Below are 15,968 nucleotides of genomic sequence, written 5' to 3'. Positions count from 1 at the left end.
CGCCAGGCTCATCCCGCCAGGCTCATCCCGCAAGGATCACAGCCCGCAAAATCCCGGCGTCCTCCGCCCTGAAACGACCTCAGGCCGGGGCGCTTGTCCCGGCTCCACGTGTGAAGTTTGGCGTGACTTAATCTCAAATCGTGTATATCTTGGAGACGTGACTATAAGGAGGTCACTATGACCATTACTTTTGATACTCTTGCTTACAGCAAAATCTTGCAGGAAGCAGGAATGGCTCCCCAGCAGGCTGAAGCCATGGCAAAAGCACAAAAAGCCGCGCTGGAAGAAATGGTGGCTGCCAGAGAGCTGGCTACACAAGCGGACATACTCAGACTTGAGAACAGGATGGAGGCCAACAAGCACGAAATCCTCAAGTGGGTTATGGGTATGCTGGTGACGCAAACGGCATTGATTGTTGCTGTGATAACCATGCTCAAATGAACAGAACGGGCGACTCGAAAGAGCCGCCTTTTTCTTTTACCGTGGCCGTCCGCCGGGCGGCCTTTTTTACGGAAAGCGGGCAGAAAAGCACGCAATGCGGCAGGACGGAAGGCGGCGGGCGGTGGCGGCGAGAGCGCCCGCGGGAGGACGGCGTCAGGCTCGGCCCGCAAAGAGCACAGCCCGCAAGGTTCCGGCGCCGTCCGCCCTGAAACGGCATCGGGCCGGGGCGCTTGTCCCCTGCTCCGCCTGTGAAGCCTGGCGTTTGGCCTTGCCAAAATCCCGGGCAATGGATACGTTGAAGGCAGGGGCAGGACGGATGAAGAAACGAATTTTGACGGACAAGCGCAAGGACAAACTGGCTGATTACGCCTTGAATATTTCTGTCGCCAGTTTCGCCGTTGCCGCCTTCGATGGAACATGGTGGGGAATCCTTCCCGCTTTTGTGGGACTTGCGCTTTTCTTTCTTCTGACGCAGGAGGTTTGATATGGCGATATGGCTTACCATTACCGCTGTTCTGGCTATCATCGGCGCGGTTGCGGTGTACGAAAGCAACCCTCGCAAACAGAACTGACCACAGGGCCACGGCACTGGCAAAAGGAGTCGCAGGATGAACATCGGAACGATGAGCGTAGGCTTGGCACTTGTTGCCATCGTCATTTTCGTTTTCGTTGGTATCAAGCGGGGCTGGGTTAACTAGCCCGATTCCTCTATCTCCCTGGCGGCCGCGGGCCGCCTTTTTCTTTTACCGTGGCCGTCCGTTTGGGCGGCCTTTTTTATGGTAACTGAACGGGAAAGCACGCAATGCGGCAGGACGGAAGGCGGCGGGCGGTGGCGGCGAGAGCGCCCACGGGCAAACGGGGCCAGGCTCAGCCCGCAAGGCTCACAGCCCGCCAAGATCAGTCAGGCTCGGCCAGGCGCAGTCCGCAAGCTCCCGGCGCCGTCCTCCCTGAAACGACCTCGGGCCGGGGACGCTTGTCCCCGGCTCCGCCTGTGAACTTTACCGTCTGGCCTTGCCAAAAGCCCGGGCGATGGATACGTTGAAAGCAGGGAAGGACGGAACTATGAATTTGAAGCCCCTGCTTCGCCGTTTGGCGGATTTCTTATTCAATCTGACCGTTGCACGCATTGCGGTCAGTGTGTTTGAAGGAGTCTGGTATGGTATCATTGTTGGGGCATTTACGTTGCTTTTGGGTGTATGCCTTTCAATCATAGAAGGAGGCTGGGATGAATAGCGTATGGCTTGGCGTTGCAGGCATTGGCCTACTGGCCTTTCTTATCGCTCTTTGGGCGGTGAAGAAACAGAGCAGACAGTCTTAATTCTATCATCAGGGCGGCCGCGAGCCGCCTTTTCCTTTACCGGGGTCGTCCGCCGGGCGGTCTTTTTTCTGGCCGCATTTCCCGAACTGTTCGGAAAACGCCCGTGGGCGTGGGTCCGGCGGCAGGTTCTGAGGAGACTGCCCCCACGGGGTGGCAACCAGCAAAAGAGTTCGACAAGTTCAGGAAACATGGTTATCTTGAAGACGAGGCGAGTAAGATCACGCGAATTGCTGACATTCTGGAAAAATTTGCTGTAGGCTCTCTTCTGGTAGGGCTCTACCAGCAGCAAGCTCTGGCAGTCATTCCTGGTGTTGCCGGATTGATTGCCTGCCTGCATGTGACAAGGAGGATGCAATGAGCGGCACTGCGCTTTGGCTTCTGGCTGGGGCTTTTATGGCTGGGTTGTACTTTTATGGCATCTACCTGACCCGTAAACAGAACTGACCACACAGGCCCCGCACGGGGCCATTCCTTTCATACTTCACAGGCCGTTGGTGTTCCCAGCGGTCTTTTTTTCTGGCCGCATTTCCCGGGTGGTTCGGAAAATGCCCGTGGGCGCGGGTCCGGCGGCAGGTTCTGGGGAGACTGACCCCACGGGGTGGCAACCAGCAAAAGAGTTCGACAAGTTCAGGAAACATGATTATCATGTAACCGCAAACAACAGGGAGGTCACGTACGGCTGAAATGGTTTTCAACTCTTTAAACTATGCAAAGAGATTGGAAGAGGCGGGTTTTACCCGCAATCAGGCTGAGGCGCAGGCCAATATCATGACAGAAATTGTCGATGAAAAGATGGCCACGAAGCGCGACCTGCGGGAGCTGGAACTCAGGCTGACAATCCGTTTTGGCAGTATGTTAGCCGCTGCTGTTGCGTTGCTTGCTGCGTTGATTACGCTCGTCAAGTAAGGTTACGCAGGAAAAACTGACCGCACAGGCCCCGCACGGGGCCATTCCCTTCATACTTCACAGGCCGTTGGTGTTCCCAGCGGTCTTTTTTCTGGCCGCATTTCCTGGTGGTCCGCAAGCCCGTGGGCGCGGGTCCGGCGGCAGGTTCTGGAGAGACTGACCCCACGGGGTGGCAACCAGCAAAAGAGTTCGACAAGTTCAGGAAGCATGATTATCGTGGTTCTGAAGGAGAAGGGATGAAGAAGGAACTTTTAAAATATCTGGCCGGGTTATGTCAGGCTGCATCAGCGGCTCTCATGGCATCGGCTGTGATCATGGGTGAATACGGACAGAATCCGTATTTGGCTGTGTCGTGTGTGCCTGCTTTGGAGCAGGTGCTATCTTCCTCAAGGAGAAAGCACAATGACAAGCGTTTGGATGTATATCCTTGGACTTGGCGCGGCAATTCTGGCAGTATATTTTCTTATTCCTGACACCAGGAAAAACTGACCGCACAGGCCCCGCACGGGGCCATTTCTTTTCACAGGCCGTTGGTGTTCCCAGCGGCCTTTTTTATGACCTGATTTCCCGAACGGTTCGGGAAATACTCTCACTTTCAGAGGGAGATGGATACCGGGAAGCCGGCACAGGGCGATTGCACCGCCGCCTTATGCCGGCTCCCCTTTTTCAAGGAGGAAAGAACATGGGATGGCACATCAACTTTGACGACTGCGGGTCTCTCATGGCCTACGCAGGCTATTTTGGCGACGACTGGCCCACCTTCGACCCGTTCCCAGAAGAAAAGAACTCCGAAAACGAATATGAGGAAGAGGACGACGACGAAGAGGAGGAAGAGGAAGACGGGGGCGGAGAAGCCCGAGGTTAAACGGCGGGAAAGTACAGGCGCACGGCAAAGCCCTTCTCCGCTCTGTTGCCGTACTCTATCCGCCCGCCGCAGGCTTCCGTGCAGTAGCGGACGATGGCCAGCCCCAGCCCGGTGCCGCCGGAGAAGCTGGCCGCGTTCCGCCCGCGGAAGAACGGCTCCAGCAAAAGCGGCAGTTCTTCTTCGGGAACGCCCGGCCCGCAGTCTTCCACAAAGATGCCTGTCTCGCCGCGCTCCGGCAGTGAAAGTGCCCTGACGATGACAGGCCCGTCCCCGGCGTAGGCCTGGGCGTTGCGCAAAAGATTGATGACGATCCGCTGAAGGAACAGCCGGCCGCACCACAGGTGCAGGCCGTGTTCCACTTCCACGTGGACATCGGCGCCTGGGGCCTCGCTCTGCACCAGCGTGGAAAGGAAGGGGCAAAGATCGATGTCCTCCTTCTGCGGGCTGCCCATGCTGGCCTTGGCCTGAAGATAGGTCAGCACTTCTTCCGTCAGCACGGAAAGCCGCTTGATATGCGTGAGTACCTGCGTCACTCGGGCCCGATCCTCGCCTTCCAGACGGCATTCCAGCACACCCAGCCCCATCTGCGCCTTGGCCAGCGGCGTGTTCAGCTCATGGGCCACATGGCGGATGAACTGGCTTTGCCCCGTCACCATGCGCGAACAGCGCTGCATCATGGAGAGCAGCGCGTGGCCGAGCCTGCCGATCTCGTCCTTTCTCCTTCCCGAAAAATCCCTGTCCTCCAGCAGCGTCTCGTCCACGGAGGCGAAATTGCTCGCTTCCAGGGTCTCGGCGCAGCGGGCCATGCGCCGGAGCGGCTGCGAAAGATGCCGGACAAAGGGCAGCCACCAGAGGAAGGACACGCCCAGCGCCCCGAACACCACAAGCAGGATCACGTTGACATCGAAAAAAAAGCCGTGGCCGTCTATTCTGTCGGAAGCCATGGCCACAAGGAGCGTGTGCACCTGGCGGTTGTGGTCGGGCACATACATGATGCGCCCCAGCCAGTAAGTGGAAGGCGAAGACGTGTGCATGAAGATCGCCGGAGGCACGGGAGGCAGTCCGTATTCCACATTTTCCGCGGGATTGGCAAAGAGCGTGCCGCCCAGGGGATCCCAGAACATCACCTCCGGCCCCGGGCAGAAGGAATAGGGGGCACGCGGCAGCCTCGCGGCCCGCGCCACCAGGGAATCCGGTATTTCCGGCGAACGGATGGACTCCGTGTCGAGGGTCTGGATATGAAAACGCACGGGCAGGCGCTTGATGTGTTCCTCCAGCAGCCCCTTCCACTCCAGAACCGGGCAATACTGGAGATTGGCGCTGATCACTCTCAGCGTGCTGTCGGAACGGGCGCTGAACAGCGAGGCTGAAACCACGCCGTCATACTTGCCGCCGAACAGCGCGTACGCGGCAAGGACGGCGCAGAGCACGCCCAGCAGCGCCAGATTGAGCAGCATCCAGCAGCCGATCTTCACATAAAGGTTGAGCACGCTGAACTTCATCTTACTTCCTTTATGGTCTGAGACCCCGGCCTTCAGGCCGGTAGAACCCCACCCCGCCCTGAAGGGCGGGGTATCTTTGGAGCGGCAGCCTGGGAGGGGAGGCAAAACCCTCCCAGGCGCAGGACGCAAAGCCCTGAAGAGTTTTGCTACAGTATTGCTGCTTTTTCCTGTCGGACAAACATGTAGCCGATGCTGCGCACCGTGCGGATAAGCTCGCTGCTGCCTGTGGCGTCGAAAAGTTTTTTGCGCAGGCTGGAGATGTGCACGTCCACACTGCGGTCGAACTTGCTCCACTCCTTGTCCGTGGCGAAGAGATTGAGCAGCGATTCGCGGGAGAACACCCGCCCGGGTTCCTTCATCATGGCGTAGAGGAGCTGAAATTCCACATGGGTGAGTTCCACAGTCCTGCCGTTGAAAGCCGCTTTGAGCTTGAAGGGATCGAGTTCAAGCCCGCGGACGGAAAGAATGCCGTTCCGCCCTTCCGCCGTTCCAAGGGTGCGGCGGAGCACGGCGCGGATGCGGGCGAGAAGTTCCCGCGACGAAAACGACTTCGGCACATAATCGTCGGCGCCCAGCTCCAGGGTGACGATGCGATCCGTCTCATCGTTGTACGCGGAAAAGATGATGACCGGAACGCCCGTCTTCATGCGAAGCTGACGCAGAACCTCCACGCCGTGCAGGTCGGGAAGCATCATGTCGAGAAGGATGAGATCGTAGCGCCCCGTTTCTGCGGCGGCAAGCCCCTCCGCGCCCGTGGTGCGCCAGTCCAGCGCGATGGCCTGAAGCTCCATGTAGTCCCGGACAAGCTGGCAGAACTCGGTGTCATCGTCTATGAGAAGCAGTCGGTTCTTTTCTTCGGACGTTTTCATGGTTTCTTCCTTGCCGCTTCTTTCCTCTCCGTGAACCGCCCCTCTCCAGCATACAACATGAAGAAATAAATGTAAAAAGGACACGGCTGCCCCGGCTGCATTCCCCAGTCCGAAACAGCCGCCTCCAGGAAAGCGCGCCTTTTTGCGGGCGGAAGGATCAGCAGTTGCAGTCGGTGGAAATGCCGGAGATCGTCGCTTCCGAAGCCAGAATGCTGAGCTGCGCGGGCGTCAGATTAAGTTCCTTCAAGTCGTCCCAGCTCTGGAAGCCGCCCATGGAATCGCGCAGTTCGAGAATGCGCTCGGCGTCTTCCTGAGAGAAGAAGCAGCGGTTCATCAGCTCTTCCGTGGTGGCGTTGTTGAGTTCGAACGGGTTGTCGGAATTGGCGTAGCTCATGGGCGCCGCGGCCAGCATCAGGGCCAGGGCCAGTATCAGAAAACGCAGTTTCATCAAGAACTCCCTTGTTTTTTGCCCCTCCCCCGCAGGGAAGAAGCTCGGTTAACGCGGCAGCCGGGGCATCCCCCTCCCCTCCGGAGCTGTCCCTGGCCGCTGCCTGCGGCAGGGAACCTGCGGGGAGGAGAAGGAGGAGGCGCTGCCGCCCTTTCCCCGCAGTACAGCAGATTTTCCGCCGGAAGCCGCCGCTCTTCTGTCAGGAGCCGTCCGGCGCGGCTCTCACTTCCATCCGTAAGGCAGGCGGATTTCCACGCTCACCATGCGCCCTGCCGCCCAGCAGGGCAGGAGCATACTCTTCTCGCCCGTGCCCCCGGCCACGAGGATGGGCAGAGAATCCAGAAACGGCTTGGGGATCAGGGCGTCCTCGTCCTTTGTCAACAGCACGTCCTCGGGTACTCCCCTTCTGGCTTCCTTCGCCCCATGATACTGGCGAATCCAGTCGCGGAACGGCACGCGGGCGCGGCTGCGCAGATAATCCCGTATGCTCGCACGCGTCCAGCCTTCCCGCGCCAGCATCTTCGCCGTATCCTGCGCGATGATCAGGATGATGGCGCTGCGATACGGGCGGTCGTGCCCGCGGAGCCATTGGGCCACAAGATCGAGAAATTCCTGGCGGCTGTAGCCTATGCCCATGATGCCGGAATACCCTTCCACCGCCGCGGCGGTGACAACGCTGCGCTCGGGCAGGAAGCCGAATTCCGTCTGCCAGGACGGCCACGGGCTGGCCTCGCTGTTCTCCGCCAGAAACATGACGAACTCTCCGGGCTGCCCCAGAGTGGACATGTCCGTTATCCCGGGCCTGCTCCCGCCTACATTCTGGATGATGAGGTGCAGTGCGCGGCTGATACTGGCGTTGGCCCGGTTTCCCCGGCCAAAACTGCCGCCTGCGGCGTTAAGCCCCAGGGCCTTGACCACAGGCCCGCTCACGATGAGGAGCACGGCATCGGGATTGGTGGTGGTGGACATGCCGCGCAGATCGAATTCCGGCTGGCTGACCGCTTCCACTGCCGCAACGAGCAGCGGCATGTGCCTGGGTTCGCATCCGGCCATGACCGCGTTGACGGCGATCTTTTCCACCGTGGCCACTCCCTCCATGGGGGCAAGAGTGGCTATGGGAAAATCGCCGGGCAGGTCGTAGCCCGCCGCCATCCTTTCCACCCTTTCCGGCGTGGGCGGGATGAGCGGCAGTCCGTCGCCCCAGCCCCGCGCCAGAAAAAGCGCGTTGAAGGCTTCGAGCGCATCGTCCGCGTCCGCAAGGCTTTCACGTTCGGTGCGCGGAAAAGCCGTGTCCCTCTTCGCCGTCTGGTTCAGCACGGCATCGATGTACACGCCGTCTTCCGTCTGCCCGGCGGGATTGCAGACCGTGAGGGCCGCGCCCGCCCGCGGAAGGAGCACGAGTGCCAGCAGAAGAACAAGCAGCGTCTGCAGCTTCGGCATGTCTCTTCTCCCTGCGGGAACAGGCTCCGCTTGCCGTGAAGCGGAGCCTGCGGCTTTCGTTAATCCAGGCCCAGCAGTCCGGCCGCAACCCTGCGGCTGACCGTATCGAGATCCTTTTCGGAAACGCCCGCATCCCTCAGACCGTGAATGAAGTCACGCATGGCGTCTACGGGGCCGGGCATTCTGGCCATGCCGCAGTCCGTAGCCAGGAACTGACGTGACGGATCAAGGGCGATGTACCCGGCGAATTCCTTCATGGTCGTCTGGCGCGCGTTGAAATACTTGGGAAGCAGAGAATGCTGCCCCTTGTACCAGGGAAGCACGCAGTGTTCAAGGTACGCGCCGTTTTCCAGGCACTTCCTGGCCTGATCCATGGACAGGAGCCATGGGGCCTGGGTGGAGTGCGTCACCACAAACTTTGCCACACCTACCTCTTTGGCCTTGGAGGAAAGAATGACGCACTCTTCCGGCGAGGAATGTCCGGTGGCAAAGATGATGTTCTCGTCACGGCACAGTTCCATGACCTTGACGACTTCGGGCAGCACCTTGCCGGATTCATCGAGGACGGGAACGCCCGGAGTGCCCTTGCCCCGCATATCGAACGCGGACTGATAGGTGGGCATCCAGATGCAGCGGCAATAGCGCCCCGTGATCTTTGTGGCCATCCTGGCGGCCTGCACGTTGACTTTCGGGCCGTAGTTGAGGTTGAGGACAATACCGCCGAAAACCTCTATGCCGGGCACCATGCTCCGCAAGAGATACGCGTTGTCCGCCGTACAGAAGTCATGACATTTGTACAGAATGGCGCGGTAGCCGTTGCGCTGGCACTGCTGCGTCAGCGTGAGCTGGTCCACGCAGCGGGCGCGCACGTCGGGATCGGCGTGAACATGCATCTCGATGACGCCTTCCAGATCCTTGTCGACGGGCGGCGTTGCGGCCGCAGCCCTGTCCGGCAGAACCCCTGCGGCGGTCACGGCAAAGGCCGCTGCGGCAGTTTTCATAAAATCACGGCGGGAAGATGGCATACAAGCTCCTTTCGGAAGGTGTCGAAAACGCCAGGGAGAGCGGGCTCTCCTTCCGGGAACCCGCTCTCACAGAACACATTACCTGGCCGCGCCCGGCAGTTCCCTGATGGGTTTGGTCACGAGTTTCTGAACCTGGGGGAAGTTGCCCCAGACCCATGACTGTTTGCCGGGACCGCCGGAAACGATGAAGCGGACGGACTTCGGGTTGGCCCAGCGCGGCAGAATCGTGTCAGGAGTGACATTCATGTCCTTGGGAGGGACGCAGCGGTTGGGCGAATAGAACTTGAAGGGCATCTGCGCTATATCCGCCACATACTGCTGCATGGCTTCCACGGTCTTGAAATCCTGGAACAGCGTCGCCGCATGTTCGGGACACAGCACCACAACGTTCTTGTTCACGCTGTTCGCCGGCGTGTAGGGCTTGTCGATATCGGCATAGCAGCTGCCGATGCCGGAAGGCGAGGCCAGCGTACCCAAGGCCAGCGTCGTCAGCAGTCCCTTGCCGGTGAGGTTATTGTGGTCAATATTGGGGGTACCGGCGTAGGCACCAAAGATGCCGACGATGCTCTCACCTTCCTTGTACCCTTCCTCTTTGGCCAGCGTGGTTTTCCAGGGGTTGGCGCTGGCGTTCTCCACATAGACGTGAGCGACAAAGTCACCCGGCGTACCGTGCGTACTCTTGTCGAAGTTGGGAGCAACAGAACCGCCGACGACATCACCCACCAGATTCACGAAATAGCCAAGGGCGTTGGTCGCTTCATTAAGCGGCCCGCTGGTGCCGGTGCTGCAATTCAGCTTCATCTGTTCGACGACGGGTCCGGAGATGAACAGTACCGGAACTGTGGGAGCCGTCGTGGTAGACGTTCCCAGCCATGAGGTTTCGGGATCGGCCATAGCCTCGGCCGTGGCAAGCAGCAGCGGCATGTGTTCAGGGCGCGCTCCGGCCATGACGCCCAGCGTGGCCACGAGTTCCACGGTGAGCATACCATTGCGCGGAGGAACGATCCACAGTACTTCCGCGGGATCGCGCTTCGTGGCCTTGAGCATCGCGGCGACCTTGTCGGGCGTTGGCGGGACGATGGGCAGTCCCAGCGACCACTTGCGCTTCGCGTACATATTGCTCACGTCCTCATAGGTGCCGGTGAATTTAAACACCCTGGCAGGATACGGAGCGCTCTGCTTGGCGGCGTTCTCCTTGGAAGCCTTCCATTCCGTGGCCGCTTTGACAATGTCGGGAAATGCCTTGTCTATCTTGGCATGAACCTCTTCCCGGGAGATCATGCCGATGGGATGCGGAACCGTGACGAGACACAAGTCGGTAAGCCCCTGGCTCTTCTGGGTACCGCGGGCAAGAGTAACAAAATCCGTGGTCACGATCGTGACCGTAGGAATACCTATTTTTTCAAGATTGCACTGGTCGACCACCAGCCATGAGGTGCAGCTCCCTCAGTCGGCCTGGGACGCAATCACCAGATCCGGCTTCACCGCGGCTACGGCCTTGGTGATATTCTCGGAGATGGCGGGCGTCCCGGAGATAGTGTTCAACCTGGCATCGTTATACGTCTTGACGATCTTGACCGTGGGATACTTCTGCGTCAGAAGCTCCGCAAGGTGATCGAGGACCACGTTGCCATTGTTCTTGCCGTTCCAGCGCAGGGCCACGGTCTTTCCTTCCAGGGACGTGATGCGTGCTGCCGGCTCAATGGCAGACTGCTTGATCACGCCGGAGGGATTGACCAACTCCCATTCCTGCGGCTTTTCCGCCGCCTGCGCCAGGGGTATCCCCAGGAGCAGCGCCGCTCCAGCGGCGATGAGCGATGAAAACTTCATCAAAAACTCCTTTGCGTTTTGCGGCCTTCCCCTTCCGCGGGGAAAGACCTGTTGACGGCGGGAGCTGCGCGGCTGTCCCGGGAACAGCGACCGTCCGTATGCGCCTGAACCAGCCGTGCCCTTTCCTGCCATGCGGCTGAAACTTTTTCAGCCTGCTTTGTGAGAGTACACAAAATCGGAAACAGGAGCGTTAAGGAACCTATAATATTTGTAAAGATACCCTTACGTTTTCGCGAAAAGGAAGGAAGGGAAAGGCAGAAAAGGCATCTTGTTTTTCCTGCCGGAAAAACGCGAAGAGCGCCGAACTTCCAGTTCGGCAAAGACACCCGCTAGCCACATCCCTAACCGCCGGAGGCGCGAGCGTCAGCGAGCTGATAGCGAAGGCGGCGTGTTCGTCAGGCTCTGCCTGCGAACATGGTCACGCCGCCGAAGCGGGGTAAGTCGGGATCGCGCCTCGTGCAGCTTCGCTGCCGACCACCCCGCTCGCTGGCCGCAAGGAGGCACAACGGGCGAAGCCCGATTGTGCGCGGCCTGCTCGCTATCAGCGGCGTACACGCCGCGCCTCCGGCGGTTAAGGAGGCGCTCCGCGTGTCCTTTCTTCCGCTCCTCGCCCGCCTCCATGCCGGCTTTCCAGCCGGCGCGGGGTCGTCGCTCCAAACGCGCTACCGCGCGTGCCTCCGGCGGTCAAGGTGGCGCTCCTCTTCCGCAACCTGCGGAGTAGCGAGCAGAAAGCGGAGGCGGCGTGTTCGTCAGGCTTTGCCTGCGAACATGGATACGCCGCCGAAGCGGGGAAGTTGGCGCGATCGTCTATGTTTTTGTCACTTTTTCTTATCCGTTAATTACTGGTAATTACTGGCCGGGAGCCTCCGGCGGTCAAGGAAGGGAAAGGCAAGTAAGCAAACGCCTTCCTTAGCTGCCGGACGGCGCGAGCGTCAGCGAGCTGATAGCGGAGGCGGCGTGTTCGTCAGGCTTTGCCTGCGAACATGGTCACGCCGCCGAAGCGGGGTAAGTCGGCGCGGCGCGTGCGCCGCTGATAGCGGAGGCGGCGTGTTCGTCAGGCTTTGCCTGCGAACATGGTCACGCCGCCGGAGCGGGGTAAGGAAGGGCAAGGCAGAACATAAACCTTAGCTGTTCCCGAAGGCTATTTACGGATAAGGAAAATGGAAAAACGGCTTGTCCCATGCAAAAAATGGAGCTAGGGTGAAAGCGATATCATCTTACTTTGTCCACCTGATGGGGAGCATATCACCCTGAAGGGCTTTGCTACATTATTGCTCCTCGTGAGAGGCATTCCAAACGTTGAGGTAAGGCCATGAACTTTCCCGCATTGACCATTGGTGAACTGACCGCCCGCACGCCCATTGTCCAGGGCGGCATGGGTGTTGGCATATCCCTTTCCCACCTAGCTTCCGCCGTCGCCAACGAGGGCGGCATCGGCGTCATCGCCGCGGCCATGATCGGCATGGGCGAGCCGGATGTCGTTTCAGACCCCGTGGGGGCCAACGTCCGCGCCCTGCGCCGTGAGATCTCCCGCGCCCGAGCTGCCACCCGCGGCATTCTCGGCGTCAACATCATGGTGGCCCTGACCACGTTCAACGAAATGGTCCGGGCAGCCATCGAATCCGGCACCGACATCATCTTTTCCGGCGCGGGCCTGCCCCTGGAGCTGCCGAAGCTCTACCAGGAAGTCTGCGACAGAGCGAAAACGCACTACAAAACCAAGCTCGTGCCCATCGTGTCTTCCGGACGCGCCGCCATGATCATCGCCAGGAAATGGCTTTCCCGCACCGGTCTCGTGCCGGACGCCTTTGTCCTTGAAGGCCCCAGAGCGGGCGGACACTTAGGCTTCAGCGAAGAACATCTCTTCGACAGCGCCTACGCTCTCGACAAGCTCATCTCCGGCGTGACCGACACCGCCAAAGCCCTTGAAGACAAGGCCGGACGCGCCATCCCCGTCATTGCCGGCGGCGGCGTGTGGAACGGCGCCGACATCGCCCGGCTCCTCCGTATGGGCGCTTCCGGCGTCCAGATGGCCACCCGCTTCGTGGCCACCGATGAATGCGATGCCGATATCCGTTTCAAACAGGCCTACGTCGACGCCCGCGATGAAGACGTCACCATCATCCACAGCCCCGTGGGTATGCCAGGCCGCGCCCTTGACAACCATTTCATCGAAGACGCCCGCCAGGGCAAAAAAAAGCCCTTCCGCTGCATTTTCCACTGCATCAAAACCTGCAACCCCGAAACCACCCCCTACTGTATCTCCTCCGCCCTCATCAACGCCGTGCGCGGCAACCTCGACAAGGGCTTCGTCTTCTGCGGGGCCAATGTGGGCCGTGTCAAGGCCATCGTTCCCGTCCATGACCTCATCGACTCTCTCCGCCGCGAATACCTGAGTTTCATGGAACAGTTCCGCGGAGAAAAATAATTTCCGCCCCCCTCATCCTTTAACCGCCAAAAGCGCGAGCGCAGCGAGCTGATAGCGGAGGCAGCGTGTTCGTCAGGCTCTGCCTGCGAACATGGTCACGCCGCCGGAGCGGGGTAAGTCGCGCGAGCGCGTCTATGTTTTTGTCACTTTTTCTTATCCGTTAATTACTGGTAATTACTGGCCGGGAGCCTCCGGCGGTCAAGGAAGGGAAAGGCAGAAAGGCATCTTGCTTTTTCTGCCGAAAAAGCGCGAAGAGCGCCGAACTTCCAGTTCGGCGAAAGGCCCCCTTCGGCCGCGTCTGACGGGACCGCGCCTCGTGCAGCTTCGCTGCCCTCGGCCGCGCTCCGCGTGACCTTTCTTCCGCTCCTCGCCCGCCTCCATGCCGGCTTTCCAGCCGGCGCGGGGTCGTCGCTCCAAACGCGCTACCGCGCGTGCCTCCGGCGGTCAAGGAAGGGAAAGGCAAGTAAGCAAACGCCTTCCTTAGCTGCCGGACGGCGCGGCGCGTGCGCCGCAGATAGCGCAGGCGGCGTGTTCGTCAGGCTCCGCCTGCGAACATGGTCACGCCGCCGGAGCGGGTAAGGTCGCGGGGAAAGTCGCTGGGAAGGCCGGGGAAGGAAAACTCCCTCTGGACGAGCGCGGCGTTCTCGCGTATCCTGCGCCAATCCGCGGCCTTCGCACCGCGGCGGAACTTCGCCGCACGGTTTCTGCGCCCTTTCTGCGCCCCGTGCGGCTTCACCCAAAGTCAGCACCTGTTTCAATCCACAGCCGGCTCACGCTTCCGGCTGGCTCTGTTAAGGAACCTTTGATGAACCAGCACGTTACCACCGGGGCCGAGTACCTGCGCAAGATCCTGCTTTCGCCGGTCTACGACGTGGCCCGCGTCACGCCCCTCGACTACCTGGAAAAACTCTCGGAACGCATCGGCAACCAGGTCTTCCTCAAGCGCGAAGATCTTCAGCCCGTCCACTCCTTCAAGCTGCGCGGCGCCTACAACAAGATCGCCCGGCTCCCCGCGGACGCCCGCGAACGCGGCATTGTCGCGGCCTCGGCGGGGAACCACGCCCAGGGCTGCGCCCTTTCCGGCTCCCGTCTCGGCGTGAAGGCCACCATCGTCATGCCCAGAACCACGCCGGACATCAAGGTCGATGCCGTGCGGCGCTTCGGCGGCAACGTCGTGCTCTTCGGCAACAGCTTTGATGAGGCCTACGCCGAATCCATGCGTCTCGCCCGGGAAGAAGGGCTGACGCTCATCCCTCCCTACGACGACCCCGACGTCATCGCCGGCCAGGGAACGGCGGCGCGGGAACTGCTGGAGCAGAACAGCCGGCTCTCCCACGTCTTCGTGCAGGTGGGCGGCGGCGGACTGGCCGCGGGCGTGGCCGTGTACATCAAGCAGATCCTGCCGGAGGTCAAGGTCATCGCCGTGGAAGCCGAAGGCTCGGCCTGCCTCAAGGCCGCCTGGGAAAAGGGCGAGCCGGTCTCGCTGGATCGCGTGTCCCTGTTTGCGGACGGCGTGGCCGTGAAGCGCATCGGCGATGAAACCTTCCGCGTGCTCAGAAAATGCGTGGATGAAGTCATCACCTGCAGCAACGACGAAATCTGCGCGGCGCTCAAGGACATCTTCGATGACACCCGCGCCATTGCCGAGCCTTCGGGCGCGCTCTCCCTGGCCGGGCTGAAGAAGTACGCCGCCGGCCACGGCCTGCGCGGGGAAAACATGGCCGCCATCCTGTCCGGCGCGAACATGAACTTCCACACCCTGCGCTTCGTGTCCGAGCGCTGCGAGGTGGGCGAGCGCCGGGAAGGCATCATCTCCGTAACCATCCCCGAAAAGAAGGGCGCCTTCCTCGACCTCTGCAAGAAGCTGGGGCAGCGCATGGTCACGGAATTCAACTACCGCTTCTGCGACCCGAACGAGGCGGAAATCTTCACCTCGCTGCGGCTCACCGGCGGACTTGGGGAACTTGAGCAGATCATTGCCGGACTGCGCGCCGACGGCTACCACGTCACCGACATGACGCGCAACACCTTCGCCAAGAACCATGTCCGCTACATGATCGGCGGCAAGGCCCCGGCCGTGCTGAAAAACGAACGCATCCTCAGCTTCCAGTTCCCGGAACGCACGGGAGCGCTGCTGCAGTTCCTGGAAACGCTGGGTTCTTCCTATAATATCACCATGTTCCACTACCGCAACCACGGCGCGGAATACGGCCGCGTGGCCTGCGGCTTCGACGTTGCGCCCGAACGCTACGCCGGCCTCGCCGCGCATCTGGACAAGATCGGCTTCGCCTGGTGGGACGAAACGGAAAACGCGGCCAGCCTGAAATTCCTCTCCCCTCTCGCCCCCCGGCCGTAAACCGCCGGGGGAAAGGCAGGGAAAGAAACTCCTTAGCTGCCGGACGGCGCCGCGTCAGCGAGCTGATAGCGGAGGCGGCGTGTTCGTCAGGCTTTGCCTGCGAACATGGTCACGCCGCCGGAGCGGGGAAAAAGGCATCTTGTTTTTCCTGCCGGAAAAACGCTTAAAGGCAGCCGAACTTCCAGTTCGGCAAAGGCACCCTTCGGCCGCGTCTGACGCGGGCACGCCTCGTGCAGCTTCGCTGTCCTCGGCCGCGCTCCGCGTGTCCTTACCCGCTCGCTGGCCGCAAGGATGTGCAACGGGCAAAGCCCGATTGCACGCGGCCCGCGAGCTATCAGCGGCGCACGCGCCGCGCCTCCGGCGGTCAAGGTGGCGCTCCTCTTCCGCAACCTGCGGTGCAGCGAGCTGTAGCGAGCAGATAGCGGAGGCGGCGTGTTCGTCAGGCTCTGCCTGCGAACATGGTCACGCCGCCGGAGCGGGGAAAAAGGCATCTTGTTTTTCCTGCCGGAAAAACGCTTAAAGGCAGCCGAACTTCCAGTT

General features: G+C 60.7%; 16 protein-coding genes. 9 read left to right on the top strand and 7 right to left on the bottom strand.

The window, feature by feature from the left end; all coding sequences use genetic code 11:
* The first annotated feature begins 177 nt into the window (after positions 1 to 177).
* From Q0Z94_RS08500 to Q0Z94_RS08470, 7 genes are all read left to right on the top strand, one after another.
* Positions 178 to 441, top strand: coding sequence for a hypothetical protein (locus tag Q0Z94_RS08500; RefSeq protein WP_298068735.1), 264 nt, complete (start codon positions 178 to 180; stop codon positions 439 to 441).
* Positions 442 to 727: 286 nt separating this feature from the next.
* Positions 728 to 925, top strand: a complete 198-nt coding sequence (locus tag Q0Z94_RS08495; protein ID WP_298068733.1) for a hypothetical protein — start codon at positions 728 to 730, stop codon at positions 923 to 925.
* A gap of 578 nt (positions 926 to 1,503) precedes the next feature.
* Positions 1,504 to 1,674, top strand: a complete 171-nt coding sequence (locus Q0Z94_RS08490; protein WP_298068731.1) for a hypothetical protein — start codon at positions 1,504 to 1,506, stop codon at positions 1,672 to 1,674.
* A 188-nt stretch (positions 1,675 to 1,862) separates the two neighbouring features.
* On the top strand, positions 1,863 to 2,117 hold the full coding sequence (locus Q0Z94_RS08485) for a hypothetical protein (RefSeq protein WP_298068729.1): 255 nt from the start codon (positions 1,863 to 1,865) through the stop codon (positions 2,115 to 2,117).
* 326 nt (positions 2,118 to 2,443) lie between these two features.
* Positions 2,444 to 2,665: a hypothetical protein gene (locus Q0Z94_RS08480; RefSeq protein WP_298068727.1), complete on the top strand. Its 222-nt coding sequence runs from the start codon at positions 2,444 to 2,446 to the stop codon at positions 2,663 to 2,665.
* A 236-nt stretch (positions 2,666 to 2,901) separates the two neighbouring features.
* A complete protein-coding gene (locus Q0Z94_RS08475; RefSeq protein ID WP_298068725.1) occupies positions 2,902 to 3,138 on the top strand; it encodes a hypothetical protein in 237 nt (78 codons plus the stop codon).
* A 209-nt stretch (positions 3,139 to 3,347) separates the two neighbouring features.
* On the top strand, positions 3,348 to 3,530 hold the full coding sequence (locus tag Q0Z94_RS08470) for a hypothetical protein (RefSeq protein ID WP_298068723.1): 183 nt from the start codon (positions 3,348 to 3,350) through the stop codon (positions 3,528 to 3,530).
* Here Q0Z94_RS08470 and Q0Z94_RS08465 read toward each other — a convergent pair.
* The 6 genes from Q0Z94_RS08465 to Q0Z94_RS08440 form a co-directional block, all read right to left on the bottom strand.
* Positions 3,527 to 5,032, bottom strand: a complete 1,506-nt coding sequence (locus tag Q0Z94_RS08465; protein ID WP_298068721.1) for a HAMP domain-containing sensor histidine kinase — start codon at positions 5,030 to 5,032, stop codon at positions 3,527 to 3,529. The genes Q0Z94_RS08470 and Q0Z94_RS08465 overlap by 4 nt on opposite strands.
* Positions 5,033 to 5,178: 146 nt before the next feature.
* Positions 5,179 to 5,901, bottom strand: a complete 723-nt coding sequence (locus Q0Z94_RS08460; RefSeq protein ID WP_298068720.1) for a response regulator transcription factor — start codon at positions 5,899 to 5,901, stop codon at positions 5,179 to 5,181.
* 157 nt (positions 5,902 to 6,058) lie between these two features.
* Complete coding sequence (locus Q0Z94_RS08455) at positions 6,059 to 6,349, bottom strand: helix-hairpin-helix domain-containing protein (protein WP_298068718.1); 291 nt, start codon at positions 6,347 to 6,349, stop codon at positions 6,059 to 6,061.
* Between the two features lie 222 nt (positions 6,350 to 6,571).
* Positions 6,572 to 7,789: a hypothetical protein gene (locus tag Q0Z94_RS08450; RefSeq protein WP_298068716.1), complete on the bottom strand. Its 1,218-nt coding sequence runs from the start codon at positions 7,787 to 7,789 to the stop codon at positions 6,572 to 6,574.
* Positions 7,790 to 7,848: 59 nt separating this feature from the next.
* Complete coding sequence (locus tag Q0Z94_RS08445) at positions 7,849 to 8,814, bottom strand: DUF6282 family protein (RefSeq protein ID WP_298068714.1); 966 nt, start codon at positions 8,812 to 8,814, stop codon at positions 7,849 to 7,851.
* Positions 8,815 to 8,892: 78 nt separating this feature from the next.
* Positions 8,893 to 10,644 (bottom strand): UGSC family (seleno)protein, encoded by a 1,752-nt coding sequence (locus Q0Z94_RS08440; protein ID WP_298068712.1) that lies wholly within the window; start codon positions 10,642 to 10,644, stop codon positions 8,893 to 8,895.
* Positions 10,645 to 11,956: 1,312 nt separating this feature from the next.
* Between Q0Z94_RS08440 and Q0Z94_RS08435 the strand changes: the two genes are divergently transcribed.
* Positions 11,957 to 13,072: a nitronate monooxygenase gene (locus Q0Z94_RS08435; RefSeq protein WP_298068710.1), complete on the top strand. Its 1,116-nt coding sequence runs from the start codon at positions 11,957 to 11,959 to the stop codon at positions 13,070 to 13,072.
* Between the two features lie 535 nt (positions 13,073 to 13,607).
* Here Q0Z94_RS08435 and Q0Z94_RS08430 read toward each other — a convergent pair.
* Complete coding sequence (locus tag Q0Z94_RS08430; RefSeq protein WP_298068708.1) at positions 13,608 to 13,808, bottom strand: hypothetical protein; 201 nt, start codon at positions 13,806 to 13,808, stop codon at positions 13,608 to 13,610.
* A gap of 69 nt (positions 13,809 to 13,877) precedes the next feature.
* Between Q0Z94_RS08430 and ilvA the strand changes: the two genes are divergently transcribed.
* A complete protein-coding gene (gene ilvA / locus Q0Z94_RS08425) occupies positions 13,878 to 15,428 on the top strand; it encodes a threonine ammonia-lyase, biosynthetic (RefSeq protein WP_298068705.1) in 1,551 nt (516 codons plus the stop codon).
* The last annotated feature ends 540 nt before the right edge of the window (positions 15,429 to 15,968 follow it).

It is taken from the genome of uncultured Mailhella sp. (genome assembly GCF_947631555.1).
GTDB lineage: Bacteria > Desulfobacterota > Desulfovibrionia > Desulfovibrionales > Desulfovibrionaceae > Mailhella.
The sequence above is the reverse complement of the archived record's forward strand: the minus strand, read 5'-3'. Positions and strand labels throughout refer to the sequence as shown.